The 15,112-nt window shown below is 65.5% G+C and carries 16 protein-coding genes; 9 read left to right on the top strand and 7 right to left on the bottom strand.

The features are described 5' to 3' along the window. Positions 1 to 18: 18 nt before the first annotated feature. Positions 19 to 633 (bottom strand): hypothetical protein, encoded by a 615-nt coding sequence (locus FIV34_RS08370; RefSeq protein WP_139981511.1) that lies wholly within the window; start codon positions 631 to 633, stop codon positions 19 to 21. Positions 634 to 831: 198 nt separating this feature from the next. On the opposite strand from FIV34_RS08370, the gene lexA reads away from it, so the two are divergent. The 5 genes from lexA to FIV34_RS08345 all read left to right on the top strand — a co-directional run bounded on the left by lexA (position 832) and on the right by FIV34_RS08345 (position 7,179). Beyond that, entirely contained in the window at positions 832 to 1,458 is a 627-nt protein-coding gene (gene lexA, locus FIV34_RS08365) for a transcriptional repressor LexA (RefSeq protein ID WP_139981509.1), read from the top strand. Positions 1,459 to 1,461: 3 nt separating this feature from the next. Then, positions 1,462 to 2,094, top strand: a complete 633-nt coding sequence (imuA, locus tag FIV34_RS08360; protein WP_139981507.1) for a translesion DNA synthesis-associated protein ImuA — start codon at positions 1,462 to 1,464, stop codon at positions 2,092 to 2,094. A gap of 74 nt (positions 2,095 to 2,168) precedes the next feature. Beyond that, a complete protein-coding gene (locus FIV34_RS08355; RefSeq protein ID WP_139981505.1) occupies positions 2,169 to 3,578 on the top strand; it encodes a Y-family DNA polymerase in 1,410 nt (469 codons plus the stop codon). Continuing rightward, positions 3,562 to 6,702, top strand: a complete 3,141-nt coding sequence (locus FIV34_RS08350) for an error-prone DNA polymerase (RefSeq protein ID WP_211352727.1) — start codon at positions 3,562 to 3,564, stop codon at positions 6,700 to 6,702. The genes FIV34_RS08355 and FIV34_RS08350 overlap by 17 nt, the downstream gene beginning before the upstream one ends. Positions 6,703 to 6,900: 198 nt before the next feature. After that, positions 6,901 to 7,179: a hypothetical protein gene (locus FIV34_RS08345; RefSeq protein WP_139981503.1), complete on the top strand. Its 279-nt coding sequence runs from the start codon at positions 6,901 to 6,903 to the stop codon at positions 7,177 to 7,179. 55 nt (positions 7,180 to 7,234) lie between these two features. Here the strand turns inward: FIV34_RS08345 and FIV34_RS08340 are convergent, their stop codons facing one another. Genes FIV34_RS08340 through FIV34_RS08325 form a run of 4 tightly spaced genes read right to left on the bottom strand, consistent with a single transcriptional unit; the run spans position 7,235 to position 10,063 of the window. Beyond that, entirely contained in the window at positions 7,235 to 7,447 is a 213-nt protein-coding gene (locus FIV34_RS08340; protein WP_139981500.1) for an RNA-binding S4 domain-containing protein, read from the bottom strand. A 31-nt stretch (positions 7,448 to 7,478) separates the two neighbouring features. Continuing rightward, a complete protein-coding gene (locus FIV34_RS08335) occupies positions 7,479 to 8,465 on the bottom strand; it encodes an MBL fold metallo-hydrolase (protein WP_139981498.1) in 987 nt (328 codons plus the stop codon). Positions 8,466 to 8,525: 60 nt separating this feature from the next. Next, positions 8,526 to 8,942 (bottom strand): ketosteroid isomerase-related protein, encoded by a 417-nt coding sequence (locus tag FIV34_RS08330; RefSeq protein ID WP_139981496.1) that lies wholly within the window; start codon positions 8,940 to 8,942, stop codon positions 8,526 to 8,528. 8 nt (positions 8,943 to 8,950) lie between these two features. Then, positions 8,951 to 10,063 (bottom strand): S-(hydroxymethyl)glutathione dehydrogenase/class III alcohol dehydrogenase, encoded by a 1,113-nt coding sequence (locus FIV34_RS08325; protein ID WP_139981494.1) that lies wholly within the window; start codon positions 10,061 to 10,063, stop codon positions 8,951 to 8,953. A 497-nt stretch (positions 10,064 to 10,560) separates the two neighbouring features. Between FIV34_RS08325 and FIV34_RS20925 the strand changes: the two genes are divergently transcribed. Further along, positions 10,561 to 10,722 carry a hypothetical protein gene (locus tag FIV34_RS20925; protein ID WP_170207546.1) on the top strand — a complete coding sequence of 54 codons (162 nt, stop codon included), beginning with the start codon at positions 10,561 to 10,563 and terminating at the stop codon, positions 10,720 to 10,722. A 170-nt stretch (positions 10,723 to 10,892) separates the two neighbouring features. On the opposite strand, the gene FIV34_RS08320 is transcribed toward FIV34_RS20925, so the two are convergent. Then, positions 10,893 to 12,215: an Nramp family divalent metal transporter gene (locus tag FIV34_RS08320; RefSeq protein ID WP_139981492.1), complete on the bottom strand. Its 1,323-nt coding sequence runs from the start codon at positions 12,213 to 12,215 to the stop codon at positions 10,893 to 10,895. Positions 12,216 to 12,241: 26 nt separating this feature from the next. Here FIV34_RS08320 and FIV34_RS21505 point away from each other — a divergent pair, with 26 nt between their 5' ends. Beyond that, positions 12,242 to 12,520, top strand: coding sequence for a CsbD family protein (locus FIV34_RS21505; RefSeq protein WP_425462911.1), 279 nt, complete (start codon positions 12,242 to 12,244; stop codon positions 12,518 to 12,520). Positions 12,521 to 12,559: 39 nt separating this feature from the next. Continuing rightward, complete coding sequence (locus FIV34_RS08310) at positions 12,560 to 13,468, top strand: YihY/virulence factor BrkB family protein (RefSeq protein WP_139981490.1); 909 nt, start codon at positions 12,560 to 12,562, stop codon at positions 13,466 to 13,468. On the opposite strand, the gene FIV34_RS21355 is transcribed toward FIV34_RS08310, so the two are convergent. Continuing rightward, on the bottom strand, positions 13,465 to 13,590 hold the full coding sequence (locus FIV34_RS21355; protein WP_281286842.1) for a hypothetical protein: 126 nt from the start codon (positions 13,588 to 13,590) through the stop codon (positions 13,465 to 13,467). The two genes, FIV34_RS08310 and FIV34_RS21355, sit on opposite strands and share 4 nt — an antisense overlap. 151 nt (positions 13,591 to 13,741) lie before the next feature. On the opposite strand from FIV34_RS21355, the gene FIV34_RS08305 reads away from it, so the two are divergent. Beyond that, on the top strand, positions 13,742 to 15,106 hold the full coding sequence (locus FIV34_RS08305; protein ID WP_139981488.1) for an amidohydrolase family protein: 1,365 nt from the start codon (positions 13,742 to 13,744) through the stop codon (positions 15,104 to 15,106). The last annotated feature ends 6 nt before the right edge of the window (positions 15,107 to 15,112 follow it).

Below are 15,112 nucleotides of genomic sequence, written 5' to 3'. Positions count from 1 at the left end.
AACGTGCAACAACCACCATCAAATCCAATGAAAGCCTTTGGCCATGAGCCCGGACAGCCCCAGTGCCACCGTGACCAGCGCACCTAACATCAACTTGAAATCAGAACGAATCTCGCGGATATCGGCGCGGAGTTCCTGCATGTCGCCTTTCAGCTCGGCGCGGAGTTCCTGCATGTCGCCTTTCAGCTCGGTGCGGAGTTCCTGCATGTCGCCTTTCAGCTCGGTGCGTAGGTCCTGCATCTCCCCTTTCAGCTCGGTGCGGAGCTCCTGCATCTCCCCTTTCAGTTCAGTGCGGAGCTCCTGCATCTCCCCTTTCAGTTCAGTGCGGAGCTCCTGCATATCGCCTTTAAGCTCGGTGCGGAGGTCCTGGATATCCTTCTTTACCTCAGTACGGAGGTCCTGAATGTCATCTCTCAGTTCATTGCGGACCTCTTTGATTTCGTCCCTGAGGTCGCTGCCGAGCTGGCGCACCTCAAGACGGAGGTTGCCAAGGTCGTGGCGGAGGTATTCGGTGCTGACCTCCAGTCGGGCAAAACGGGTATCCATCGTGGCATGGTGGGTGGGCCCGGATTCCGGCGCAACAGGACCAGGACTCCCCGCGGCAATGACGGGATCGAAAGACAGGCGACTCATGGCGACGAGAAGCTCCTAAGTGGCGGGTAGTGAACATGTTCCCCTCACTCAGGCCGAGCTACGAGACTCTCTTGCCCGCTTCGCTGCGTAGGTAAAGCCCTTAATTGTCATAGGGTTTGTAGGACTTTCTCGCCTGAGAATCGCCGCAATCGCACAAGCCACTTGCACCCCGGCCCGGGCTTATGTACAAATGTACACATGACGACGCCGAACCTCACCGAGCGACAGCAGAAGACCCTTACCTTCCTGCGGGAGTACCTGCAGGCCGAGGGCCTGCCACCCACGCTTCGCGAGATCGCGGAAGCCCTCGGCTTTCCCAGCCACAGCTCCGCGCAGGCCTGCGTGGAGTCGCTGGTGCGCAAGGGCGTGCTGGAGCGTTCTCCGCAGCATCGCGGCCTGCGCCTCCCGTCCGGCAACGCCGCCGCCATCCGCGCCGCCATGGGTAACGAGCTGCCGCTCATCGGCCGCGTCGCCGCCGGCTCGCCCATCCTGGCGGAGGAAAACATCGAATCGCAGCTGGATATCGACCCGGCCATGTTCCACCCGCGGGCCGATTACCTGCTGCGCGTCGTCGGCATGAGCATGCGCGATGCCGGCATCCTGGATGGCGACCTCCTCGCCGTCCACCGTACCCCCACGGCCAGCGATGGCCAGATCGTGGTCGCCCGTCTGGATGACGAAGTGACGGTCAAGCGCCTGAAGCATGAGCGCGACCGCCTGCTGCTGCTTCCCGAAAATCCGGACTTCCGTCCCATCGAAGTGGACCCACGCCGGCACGCCTTCGCCATCGAAGGCCGCTATGTCGGCATCATCCGCAGGACCTGAGCCATGAATGCTGCCATCGCCTCCCCCACGCTTGCCCAGGTCCTGGACCATCCCGGTATCTGGCGCCGTTCCGCCGACCGCCAGCCGCGCGTGCGCGCGCTGTCCACTGGCTGGGCCTCACTCGACGGCCGCCTTCCCGGTGGCGGCTGGCCGCAGGGTGCGGTCAGCGAAATTCTCTTCGAGCACGATGGCCTGGGCGAGCTCGACCTGGTGATGCCTGCGCTTGCCGCGCTCACCCAGGAACATCGCCGCGTCATCTTCGTGGCGCCGCCCTACCAGCCCTATGCACCCGCGCTCGCCGCGGCCGGTGTCGACCTCCGCTTCCTGCATGAGATCCATGCGGGCACCACCGAGGCCGCCTGGAGCATGGAGCAGTGCCTGCGCTCCGGTTGCTGTGGCGCCGTGGTGGGCTGGCTGCCGGATATCGATTACCGCAGCCTTCGCCGGCTACAGCTGGCCGCCGAAACCGGCGATGCCTGCGCCATGATTTTTCGTTCCGCCGAGCACGCCGCGCAAAACAGCCCGGCCGCGCTTCGCCTCAAGGTCAGTAATAGTGACGAGGCCACCTACGTGGATGTCCTCAAGTCACGTGGTCTGCTGACCACAACCGCTCCGCTGCTTCGTATGCGGGCCTGAGGCTTGCCCGGCATGGTGTTGTCCTCATCCGCCGCCATGCCGGGCACCTCTTTTTTTGCCACGTATCCGCAGCCATGCTTTGGGCCTGTCTCCGTTTTCCCGGCCTGGCGTTCTCCGCCGCCTTCGCCGCGACACCGGAGGCAGGCCCCTCTGCCCTACTCGACAACCACGCACGCCAACGGCTGATCGCTAGCGCCAATGACGAGGCTCGCGCCCAGGGCATCCGCCGCGGGCAAAGCGTAGCTGCCGCGCGTGCGCTATGCCCCGCGCTGGAAGTGCGCCCACGCGATCGCGACGCGGAAAAACGCCTGCTCGCCGAACTGGCGGCGTGGTGTTACCAATTCAGCGGTCATGTCAGCCTGGTGCCCTCCAACGCCATCCTCATGGAAGTCGGGGCCAGCCTGCGGCTGTTCGATGGCTGGCCCGTGCTGGCCGAACGCGTGCGTGCCGGCCTGCATGAGCAAGGCCACCCGCATACCCTGGCTGCCACACCGTTCGCATCGGCGTCGTGGGTATTCGCCGCCACGGCGGACGGCATGGTGATTCCCGAGCGCGAAGGTGTCATCCGCATGCTCGGCGCGCTGCCCCTCACGCAAAGCGGCCTGCCCGCCACCGCGATCGTCGCGCTGCATGCCATGGGTTTTCGCCGGCTGGACGATATTTTCCGCCTGCCCCGTCCCGAACTCACCCGACGCATCGGCCGCGCAGGCGTGAACTGGATCGACCGCATCCGTGGCCAGGCCGTGGATGCCCTGCCCGCCTGGCAGCCGCCTGCCAGCTTCCTGCAGAAGATCGAGTTTGATGGCGAACTCGATGGCAGCCAGCCGTTGCTTTTCCCGTTGCGCCGGCTGACCCGCGCCCTGGCCAACCTGCTGGCGGCACGCGACGGCGGCGTGCAGCGTTTCACGCTGACCCTCGAACACGCCCGCGGTGAAGCCACGCGTATCGTCGTGGCCATGGCGGCACCGCAACGCGATGCCGAGCGCCTGTTCGAACTGGCCCGCACGCGACTGGAACGCGCCACGCTGCCGGCACCTGCCCGTGCCATCGAACTGCACGCCGACGAACTGCCCGTCTTCCGGCCACCGGTTCGCGACCTGTTTGAGCCCGTGCGCGGTGACGGCCTGGACTGGCCCACGCTGGACGAACGGCTGCGCGCCCGCCTGGGCGATGCGGCCTTGCGACAGCTCATGGTGGTGAACGACCACCGCCCCGAGCGGGCATCGCGCCACGGCGTGCCCACCGCCACGGTGTCACTGCCGCGCGGACGGCGGCCCCTGTGGCTACTGCCGCGGCCGATGCCCATGCGGCCTGATCCGGTAGCGGTACTGGCTGGCCCCGAACGCATCGAAAGCGGCTGGTGGGATGGCGGCGACACCCGCCGTGACTATTACATCGTGCGCACCATGCACGGCCAGCAGGCATGGGCTTACCTGCCGCCAGGCATGCTGGACGGGTGGATGCTGCATGGCTGGTTTGCCTGACCAACCGGCGAATGACGGTGATGTCGAGATCCCCGCCTACGCCGAACTGCATGCGCTAAGCGACTTCAGCTTCCAGCGTGGCGCGTCCAGCGCGCGCGAGCTTTTCGAGCGGGCGAAAGACCTCGGCTATGGGGCGCTCGCTATTACTGACGAATGCTCGCTGTCAGGCATCGTGCGCGCCCTGGAAGCCTCGCTGGAAATGGCACTGCCGCTGATCGTCGGCAGCGAATTCCGCCTGTCGGATGGCACGGTGCTGGTCCTGCTGGTAGAGAACCAGGCCGGCTACACCGAGCTGTGCCGCCTGATCACGCTGGCCCGGCGACGCGCCCGCAAGGGCAGCTATGAGTTACACCGTGCCGACCTCGAGGTGCTGGGCGAAGGGCTGTGCCTGCTCTGGGCTCCCGGCGCCTGGGACACCAGCGAAGCGGCCGCGCATGAAGAGCGCGCGGCATGGGTGGCAACGCATTTCTCCGGCCGCGCATGGCTTGCGGTGGAACTGCACCGCAGCCAGCACGACGAGGCCGACCTGCTGACCCTGCGTGCGCTCGCCGCCCGCCATGCCCTGCCATGCGTGGCCGCCGGCGACGTGCACATGCACCTGCGCCGTCGTCGTGCCCTGCAGGACGCGATGACGGCCATCCGCGTGAACCGGCCGCTCTCGGAGGCCGGTGCGGCCTTGTTTCCGAACGGCGAACGCCACCTGCGGCGGCGCGAAACGCTGGCCCGCATCTACCCGCGCGACCTGCTCGACGAAACCCAGGTGGTGGCCGCCCGCTGCATCGGCTTCGACATCCGCGGCATCAACTACGTCTACCCCCACGAGCTGGTGCCCGAGGGCATGGACGCCACGACCCACCTGCGCCAGCTCACCTGGGAAGGCGTCGCCACGCGCTGGCCCGGTGGCATCGACGACGAACTCCGCCTGCGCATCGAGAAGGAACTCACCCTCGTCGCCGCGATGAAGTACGAGGCTTTCTTCCTCACGGTGCATGACATCGTCCGTTTTGCCCGCTCCCGGCAGATCCTTTGCCAGGGCCGTGGTTCGGCAGCGAATTCGGTGGTGTGTTTCTGCCTGGGCATCACCGAAGTGAACCCCGCGCAGATCAATACGCTATTTGAACGTTTCATCTCGCTCGAGCGGGATGAGCCGCCGGATATCGACGTCGATTTCGAACACGAGCGCCGCGAGGAAGTGCTGCAGTACGTGTTCAACAAGTACGGCCGCGAGCGTGCCGCGCTGGCCGCCACCGTGATCAGCTACCGGCGCAAAAGCGCGGCGCGCGATATCGGCCGCGCGCTCGGCCTTTCCGAAGACCAGCTGGACCAGCTCAGCCGGGCCTATTCCCATGCCCATGGCGAAGTGCCCATCACGGTGCGCCTGGCCGAACGCGGCTTCGATATCAGCAGCCGCACCATCCGCCAGCTCGTGGTGCTGGTGGAAGAACTCAACGGCATGCCGCGGCACCTCTCCCAGCACGTGGGTGGTTTCGTCATTTCCGATACACCGCTGCACCATCTGGTGCCGGTGGAAAACGCTGCCATGGACGACCGCACCATCATCCAGTGGGACAAGGACGACCTGGAAACCATGAAGCTGCTGAAGGTGGATTGCCTCGCGCTGGGCATGCTCACCTGCATGCGCAAGGCCATCGACCTGCTTCGCCTGCACGAGATACAGGATTACCCGCGCCTGGCCGACATCCCCATGGACGATGCCGCGACATACGACATGATCCAGGCCGCCGATACCGTGGGTGTCTTCCAGATCGAATCACGCGCGCAGATGTCGATGCTGCCGCGACTGAAGCCCGCGCGGTATTACGACCTCGTGATCCAGGTAGCCATCGTCCGCCCCGGGCCGATCCAGGGCGGCATGGTGCATCCCTACCTGCAACGCCGGAAGCTGCCGCCGGAAGAGATTGTCTACGAACACAACGTGCGGCCCGTGCTGGAACGCACCCTTGGTGTACCGATCTTCCAGGAGCAGGTGATGCACGTCCTGCAGGTCGTCGCCGATTTCACGCCGGGCGAATCGGATGAGCTGCGCCGCTCCATGGCGGCGTGGAAGCGCCGTGGTGGCCTGCAGAAATTCGAACCGAAGATTCGCCGAAACATGTCGAAGAACGGGTATTCGCCGGCCTTCACGCAACAGATCATCGACCAGATCCAGGGCTTTGGCAGTTACGGCTTTCCGGAATCGCATGCGGCGGGTTTTGCGCTTATCGCCTACGCCTCGTCGTTCCTGAAGTGCCACCACCCGGCGGTGTTCACCTGCGCGCTGCTGAATAGCCAGCCGATGGGTTTTTACGCGCCCGCGCAACTGGTCGCCGACGTACGCCACCACGGCGTGGAGGTACGGCCGCCCGATGTCACCGCCAGTGCGTGGGATTGCACCCTGGAACCGTCGACAAGGAAGCCAGGCGTGCTTGCGTTGCGCCTCGGGCTACGCATGATCAGTGGCCTGTCGGCGGACCTCGGCACGCGCGTTGTCGCCGCCCGCGAACAGGCCCCCCTGCGCGATCTTGCCGACCTTGCCCATCGTGCCCACCTGAACCGTTTTGAGCGCGAACGGCTGGCCGACGCGGGAGCCCTGCGCACGTTGAGCGGGCATCGCCATCGGGCGCGCTGGGAGAGCGCAGGCATCGAACGCACCTTGCCGCTGCTTGATGCCGTCATGGAAGAGCGGACCACCCTGCGCCCGCCGACCCAGGCTGAAAACGTTTTCGCTGACTACGCCACCCATGGCCTCTCGCTAAGTGGCCACCCTCTCTCGCTGGTTCGCAAGAAATTACTATCGCGCCGCGTACGCCACGCACGCGATCTGCTGTCGGTGCGCAACGGTGCATGGCTGCGCCACGCCGGCCTGGTGACCGTGCGCCAGCGCCCGCAGACCGCGAGCGGCATCACATTCGTGACGCTGGAAGACGAAACCGGCCAGGTCAACGTCATCGTGCGCCCCAAGGTCGCGGAGGCCTGCCGACAGGCCCTGCTCGACGCCGTACTGCTGGCGGTCGATGGTCAATGGCAGTCGATCGACGGCGTTCGCCACCTGGTGGCGCATCGCCTGCTCGATTTCAGTGACCTGCTCCCGTCGCTGGGATCGGTGTCGCGCGACTTCCAGTAATTTCGTCGCTTAACCGAACGTAATTTCCACCTGAACGAATGCCTAGGAACCGCAGGATCAGATTCACCCGGTTCATCCAAAAAGCGATAGCGTCTGCACCGACCGCACACATTCCGGTCTGAAAGCGGGCATGCCTTCGCGCCAGGCGTTTCCGCTCATGAACCCAAGGCGCTCACAATGCTTCAGGAGAGATTCGTCATGCGCAACACGAAACTGATCCTCGCCATGCTCGCCGGCTGTACCCTCGTTAGCGGCGCCGCCCTCGCGCAGGATGCCTCTTCGAAGGCCGCCCCGACGTCCGCTTCCACCTCCGCCACGCCCATGCATACGGGCAGCGACAGCATGAAGTCCGACGACGCCGGCGCCATGAAGGGCAGCGAAAATGGCTCGATGAAGTCGACCCACAAGAAAACGCACAAGAGCATGAAGACCGACACCACGGCACCGGCCAAGTCCTCGACCGCCGGCGGCATGTAACAGCCAGCGCATGCACGAAAAAACCGGCGCCGCGAGGCGCCGGTTTTTTTATGCGTCAGATAACGTGGATGGTTTCATCGTCGATGGCAACCACCTGCCCCGCACGGATCTTGCAGGTCTTGCGCAGCTCCACGACGCCATCCACCGTCACCAGCCCGTCGGCCACCAGGTGCTTTCCCTCGCCACCGCTCGAGGCGATGCCAGCAAGCTTCAGCAGCTGGTTCAATTCGACGTAGTCACCTTCAAGCTGGAACGTTTGCGAGGACATGAGCGGGCATTTCAGAGCGGGAAGTCGCCCATTAGAGCGCAATCCGGCCGCCGATGTTGAGTAGCATGAAGTCATCCGGCCCCAGCCCTTCGCCCGCCAGCGCCTCGCCAAGCAGTCGCGGCGGCTCATCGAGCTGGTCGTCGGCCAGTTCGAACACGCCCCAGTGGATGGCGATGGAGCGCTGGCAGCCGATCTCCTTGTGCAGCCGCACCGCCTCCGCGGGGTCCACATGCTGGCCGTGCATGAACCAGCGGGGCGCGTAGGCGCCGATCGGCAAGGCGGCCAGGTCGATCGGGCCAGCCCGGCGGCCGATCTCGGCAAGCTGGTCGGAATAGCCCGTATCGCCGGCGAACCAGAACCGGTATCCGTCCTGCGCCATCACCCAGCCACCCCACAGGGAGCGGTTGCGATCCCACAGCGTGCGCGCGCTCCAGTGCCGGGCCGGGACGAAGGTGAACACCGAGCCGTTCACTTCCGTCGATGCCCACCAGTCCAGCTCGCGGACATTGCCGATGCGCTCGCGGTCGAACCAGCGCTTCAGGCCCAGCGGCACCAGGAACACCGCCGCTGGAAACTGACGTGCGATGGCATGGACGCTGGCGCGGTCCAGGTGGTCGTAATGGTTGTGGGAAATGACCACGACATCGATGCGCGGCAGCGCGGCGGCCTCCACCGGCGTGGGTGTCCGGCGCAGGGGGCCGGCGAACGACAGCGGCGAGGCGCGCTGGCCCAGCACGGGGTCGGTGATCACGGTCAGGCCCTGGCGGCGCACCAGGACGGTGGCGTGGCCAAGCCACCAGGCGGCGTCATCGGTGCCGGCAAAATCCGCCGGCTGCCACCAGCGGCGGGTGAAGGCCTCGTAGCCTTCGGCAGGCGGACGCGGCAGTTGCTGTTCCTTGCGCTCGCGGCGCCAGCGTTTCAGGCCACCGGGCTGCCGGGTCTCGGGCTCGAGATTGCGGAAGCCGTCGCGAGCGTGATGCGCCTTCGTGGCGTCAAAGTACGGATTCGTCCAGGGCATGCCTTGCCTTGATGATGGGGTCGCAGGAAGACCTGCGGCCCCATCGGTCCCGCTTCAAGGTCAGTCGACGTCGACGCGACGCACCTGGGCCAGCCAGTCTTCCAGGTTGAAGTACGTGCTCACGCGGGTGATCTTGCCCCCGGCGATGTCGAAGAACGCGCCGCCCGGCAGCACGTAGGTCTGCCCCTGGGCCAGCGGCAGGCCGTCGTCGGTGGCCTTGTATACGCCGTGCAGGCCGTATTCCGCCGCCGCGCGATCGCCCTTCTCGTTGGCCATCACCACCAGGTTCTTCACCTGCTCGGTGTAGCTCACGTTCATGCGCTCGAGGAAGGCGGCGAAGCGGGCGCGGCCAACCTCCCGGCCGCCCTGGTTCACGTCGTGGGCCACGTGCTCGTCCATCAGGTCGAGCATCCCGTTCCAGTCGGCGCGGTTGAACGCGTCGTAGAAGCGGCGGATCAGGTCGATCGTGTCGTTCATCGGGGTACTCAGAAAATAATGACCGAGCGGATGGCCTTGCCCTCATGCATCAGGTCAAAGGCGCGATTGATGTCGTCCAGCCCCATCGTATACGTGATCATCGGATCGATCTTGATCTCACCACCCATGTAGCGGTCGACATAGCCGGGCAATTCGGTACGGCCCTTCACGCCGCCAAACGCCGAACCACGCCACACGCGGCCCGTCACCAGTTGGAAGGGACGCGTGCGGATTTCCTGCCCCGCGCCCGCCACGCCAATGATGATCGACTCGCCCCAGCCCTTGTGGCAGCACTCCAGTGCCGCGCGCATCACGTCCACGTTGCCGATGCACTCAAAGGAATAGTCGACGCCGCCACCGGTCAGCTCCACGATCACCTGCTGGATCGGGGTATCCGGGTAGTCCTTCGGATTCACGAAATCCGTGGCGCCCAGCATCTTCGCCATCTCGAACTTGGCCGGGTTGGTGTCGACGCAGATGATCCGGCCGGCCTTCGCCATGACCGCACCCTGCACCACCGAGAGGCCGATGCCCCCCATGCCGAACACCGCGACCGACGCGCCCGGTTCCACCTTGGCGGTGTTCAGCACCGCGCCGATACCCGTGGTGACGCCGCAACCCAGCAGGCACACCTTATCGAGCGGGGCGTCCTTGTTGATCTTCGCCAGGGAGATCTCCGGCAGCACGGTGTATTCGCTGAACGTGCTGGTGCCCATGTAGTGCAGCAGCTGCTTGCCGCCCATGGAGAAGCGCGAGGTGCCGTCCGGCATCACGCCCTGGCCCTGGGTGACGCGGATCTTCTGGCACAGGTTGGTCTTGCCCGAACGGCAGAACGCGCACTCCCCGCATTCAGGGGTGTACAGCGGGATCACATGGTCGCCCGGCTTGAGCGAGGTGACGCCCTCGCCCACTTCCTCGACGATGCCACCGCCCTCGTGGCCGAGGATGACCGGGAAGGCGCCCTCGGGGTCCGCACCGGACAGGGTGAACAGGTCGGTATGGCAGACGCCCGTGGCCACGATGCGCACCAGCACTTCGCCCGCCTTCGGGCCCTGGACGTCGATCTCTTCAATGGACAGGGGCTTGCCTGCTTCCCAGGCAACGGCGGCGCGCGACTTCATGGAGGATGCTTCCTTAGGGGCTGGACCGGGGATTCTAGCGCGCCAGGCCGCCCCGGCCGCTTATCTGAACGATTTCCTAACACTCCCGTGGCAGCTGCCGGGCGAATGAGTTAAACTACAGTTAACGGATACGTTCAGTCCTACGAACGAAGGCCCGCGGCAAGGATTCCGGAAGATGGTCATCCCGACACTTTCCGAGAAAACGATTGAACCTTTTCCTTACGCCCGCTGTCCAAGTTTTTAATCCCTGAGGCCCTTGAAACGGCTTAGGGGGCCCCTACTAAGGGGGAGGCAATACTCGTTGGTTCAGTAATTCGGCCGAATCGCCGCATGACGAAAGCCTAACGAAGCCATTGTTCACCAAACGAAACGGACCAGTGCCGCAAGGCTGTCTACCGGGGGTTTCCCGGTCAGGGTAAGGTCCCACCACGCCAGAGACCGGCGGCGTGGCGTCGACAGAACCATCCGGTCATATAAGAGACTGGGAGACCACGACCATGAATGAACTTCGCAACGAATACGGCATTACCACTTTCGAATACGCCGGCGGCTACCGCGTCAGCGACGCCATGAGCGGCCTCGACCTGTTCGGTGGTGAGATGGACGGCTACGACTGGCTGGGCGAAGTCGCCAGCCGCCTCGGTTCCGACGGCCTGTAAGCCGCGCCTCGCCGTAGGGGCGCTTCTGGGCACGGCCGCTGCTGGCGGCGCACCCCAGTCCGCGCTTCCCAAGGCCGCGGCCCCGTCCGCTCCTACGAGACAAGCGCTGTACTGAGAGAAGGCTCGCCCCACGGCGGGCCTTCTGCCTTTCCGGGCCGCCCGACGCCGCGTCAGGTCAGCCCGACCACCTGCAGCACCAGCCAGGCGTTCGCCGCCGAAATCAGCAGGAACAAGGCCCACGCCGCCAGCGACACCAGGCGGGTATTGGCAAACGCCCCCATCAGCCCGCGATCGTCCGTGAAGCGGATCAGCGGGTACATCGCGAACGGCAGCTGCACGCTCAGCACCACCTGGCTGGCCACGAGCAGCGCGCCGATGGCGCGATCCCCCATCAGCACGACGCCGACGAACGCCGGGATGATCGCCAGGCCACGGGTGATCAGCCGACGCTGCCAACAGGGCAGCTTCATCTGCAGGAAGCCATCCATGATGACCTGCCCGGCGATGGTGCCGGTGAACGTGGAACTCTGCCCTGAGGCGAACAGGCCGATGGCGAACGCGGCCGGGGCGATCGTCGTGCCCGCGATGGGTGCCAGCAGCTCGTAGGCATCGCCGATGTCGGCCACGTCATGCCGGCCACTGGCGTGGAACGCGCCCGCCGCCACGATCAGGATGGCCGCGTTGATCAGCAGCGCCAGGGTGAGCGAACACAGGGTGTCGACGCGGGTAAGGCGAATGGCGGCCCACTTGCCTGCCTCGCCGGACACCGCGCGGGTCTGCACGATCGACGAATGCAGGTAGAGGTTGTGCGGCATGATCGTCGCGCCGAGGATACCGATCGCCAGGTACAGCGGCTCGTGGGTATCCAGCGCGTGCAGCGACGGCACGAACCCCGCCGCCACGGCATGCCAGTCCGGCCCGACCAGGAACAGCTGCACGATGAAGCAGATGCCGATCGTGCCGACCAGCCCAAGGATGATCGCCTCGACACGACGGAAACCCCTGCCCTGCAGCCCCAGCACGATGAACGTGTCGAGCGCCGTCAGCGCCACGCCGACGGGCAAGGACAGCCCGAACAGCAGCTTGAACGCGAGCGCACTGCCGAGCACCTCGGCCAGGTCGCAGGAAATAATGGATATCTCCGCGAGCACCCACTGCACGCGCCCCATGGCCTTCGGAAAGCGCTGGCTGGAAAGCTGGGCAAGATCCCGCTGCGTTGCGATGCCCAGCCGCGCGGCCAGCGACTGCAGGAGCATCGCGGCAAGGCTGGAAAGCAGCACGACGAACAGCAGGCGGTAGCCGAAGCGCGAGCCGGCCTCGATGTCCGTGGCCCAGTTGCCCGGGTCCATGTAGCCCACGGAAACCAGCAGGCCGGGCCCGGCGAACCGGAAGGCCTTTTTCCACCATGGCAGGCTCTCCGCCACCACGATGGAGCCGGCCACTTCGGAGGGGCAGAACGGCGCCGTGGCCGTCTTGGGTAACGGAAAGAACATACCGCCATCGTAGCGGTTCCCACCCCGTGGTGAACGTCGCATCGCGCTTGCTTCACGAACCCCTGATGGCGGTAACAGGTAAATCGTTGTCGCTGCGAAGTGCGCAGAGCAACGAGGAAACCATCATGGACAAGAACCGTACCGAAGGTATGAAGCACGAGGTAAAGGGCGCCGTGAAAGAAGTCGCCGGCAAGGTGACGGGTAACCACGCCAAGGAAGCCGCGGGCAAGATCGAAAAGAATGCCGGCAAGGTCCAGAATGAAGTGGGCAAGGCCGCCGACCAAGCACGCGATCGCAAACACTGACGAGGGTTGGGCGGGGGTGACGCCCCCGCCCCTTCCAGTATGGTCCTGCGACACTGGTTTCATCTCACCAGGAAAGCCGTTGTCACCGCCGCGGAAGGCTTCAGCGATGACGAGCTGATGACCCGTGCGGCGGCGCTTTCGTTCTACTCGGCCCTGTCATTCGCGCCGCTGCTTGTCCTCTTGCTATGGATACTCTCCGCCCTGGGCGACCAGTGGCAGGCGCAGCTCGTCGAGGGGCTCACCACGGTCATCGGCCAGCAAGGCGCGGGCGCGGTGAAGCTGGTAATCGACAACGCCCAGCAGCGACCCAAGCTGGGTAACGTGGTGGGCCTCATTGGCCTTGGCGTGACGGTGTTCAGCGCATCAGCGGTGTTTGCCCAGCTGCAATCGACGATCAACCGTGTATGGAAGATCCGCGCCAAGCCTGGCGAAGCGGTCGCGGGCTGGCTGAGCACGCGGGCGCGGGCGTTCGGCCTGCTGGTCGGTATCGCCTTCCTGCTCATCATTTCCTTCGTCGTCAGCAGCCTCATCCAGCTATTGATCCCGGGCGACACCATGGCGTGGCAGGTGGCCGAGGCGATCATCTCCTTCGGTGTCTTCGTCATCGCCTTTGGCGCGATGTACCGGATCCTTCCTGACGCCATCATCGCGTGGCGTGACGCGGCACGCGGTGGCTTCCTCACCGCGCTGCTTTTCGTGGCAGGCAAGTTCGTCATCAGCCTGTATATCGACCACGCCAGTGTCGGCGGCGCCTATGGGCCCGCCGGGGCGATCGTCGTGCTGCTTACCTGGGTGTATTACGCGTCGATCATCGTGCTGCTCGGCGCGGAGCTGACCCACGGCCTGGCCGTGGCGCGCGGGGCGAAGATCCGCCCGGCGGAGCATGCGGAAAGCTTCGAGGAAGCCGGGGCGCGGAGGCCGCCAGCTTCCTCGAACAGCGCGCCTTAGGTGCAGCCGCGCACCAGGAAAATCAGGATGAGGATCGGGATCGGCACGCCCAGGATCCAGAGCAGCACGTAGCCAATGCCGCCTTTCTGTTTTTCCGCAATCGGGGTGTTCTGCTCGTCCATCGTGTCACCTCTCCACCTTGGGGTGTGACGAGATTCCGGCGGCGGGCGTGCAGCAGGCGTGACAATCGCGACAGTAACGTATTCGCAACGACACGCCCTTCGCACATCGTGCATTATTCGTGAGGGGCTACGATGCCCCAAAGGATGTCCGATGACCCTGCCCCGCCCGCTTCTCCTCGCCACCGCCCTGCTCGCCGCGGCCACCGGTACCCACGCCGCCACGGTGATTCGCGGCGCCCGGGTGATAGACGGCACCGGCGCCCCGCCGCGCGACGACGTCACCCTTGTCGTGGATGGCGACCATTTTTCGATGGTGGGGCCCGGGCTGCGGGTAAAGATGCCCGACGGCACAAAGGTCGTGGACTACACGGGCAAGACGATCATGCCCGGCCTTGTCTCCGACCATGGCCATATCGGCCAGGTGGACGGGACGAAGGGTGGCCTCCCTGCCCTGTATACCCGCGAGAACGCCCTGCGCCAGCTTCGCCAGTGGCGTGCCTACGGCGTTACCACGGTGACCTCCCTGGGGCTCAATAACCCGGACGTTTTCTACCCCCTGCGCGCCGACCTGCATGCAGGGAAGGCCGACGGGGCGGATCTTTTCGGTGCCGACCACGGCATCGGCGTCCCGCAGGGTGCGCCGCCGGTAAAGATGATGCAGGCCGGGTCCAACCAGCTCGACCGACCGTCCACCCCGGAGGAAGCCCGCGCGGCCGTGGATGCCGCCGCCGCCCGCGGCACGGACCTGATCAAGATCTGGGTCGACGATTTCAACGGCACGCTGCCCGTAAAGATGAAGCCCGAGATCTGGCGCGCGGTGATCGACGAGGCCCACGCGAAACATCTGCGCGTCGCCGCGCACATCTACTACCTGGATGACGCGCGCAGGCTGGTCGACGACGGTGTCGACATCCTCGCCCACGGGGTGCGCGACAAGGCCGTGGATGCCGGCTTCATCGACGCCATGAAGACGCACGGCACCTGGTACATCGCCACGCTCGACCTCAACGAAGCGGCGTACATCTATGCTCGCCATCCGGCCTGGATGGACCAGCCCTTCTTCACCCACGCCGTGCAGCCCGCGCTGGCCACGCAGTTCGCCGATGGCGCCTGGCGCGACAAGGTGCAGAACGACGGTTCGACGTCGGTGAACGAGGCCGCGCTGAAGACCAACCAGGAAAACTTCAAGAAGCTGTACGACGCCGGCGTCAAGACCGGCTTCGGCACGGATGCCGGCGCCACGCCGCTGCGCCTGCCTGGCTTCGCCGAGCACCGCGAACTGGCCCTGATGGTGGACGCCGGGCTGACCCCGCTCCAGGCCATTAACGTGGCGACGCAACGTGCGGCCGAACTGCTCGGCCTCGAGGACCGCGGCGTGATCGCGAACGGCAAGCGCGCCGACTTCATCGTGCTCGACGGCGACCCGTCGAAGGATATTGAAGCCACGACGCATATCCAGGCCGTGTGGCAGCGAGGCACCCAGGTCGCGGGCAAGGTCGACGCCTTCCAGCCCTGAGCCGAC

Source organism: Luteibacter pinisoli, from assembly GCF_006385595.1.
Taxonomy (GTDB): Bacteria; Pseudomonadota; Gammaproteobacteria; order Xanthomonadales; family Rhodanobacteraceae; genus Luteibacter; species Luteibacter pinisoli.
This window is presented reverse-complemented; position numbering and strand designations above follow the sequence as displayed.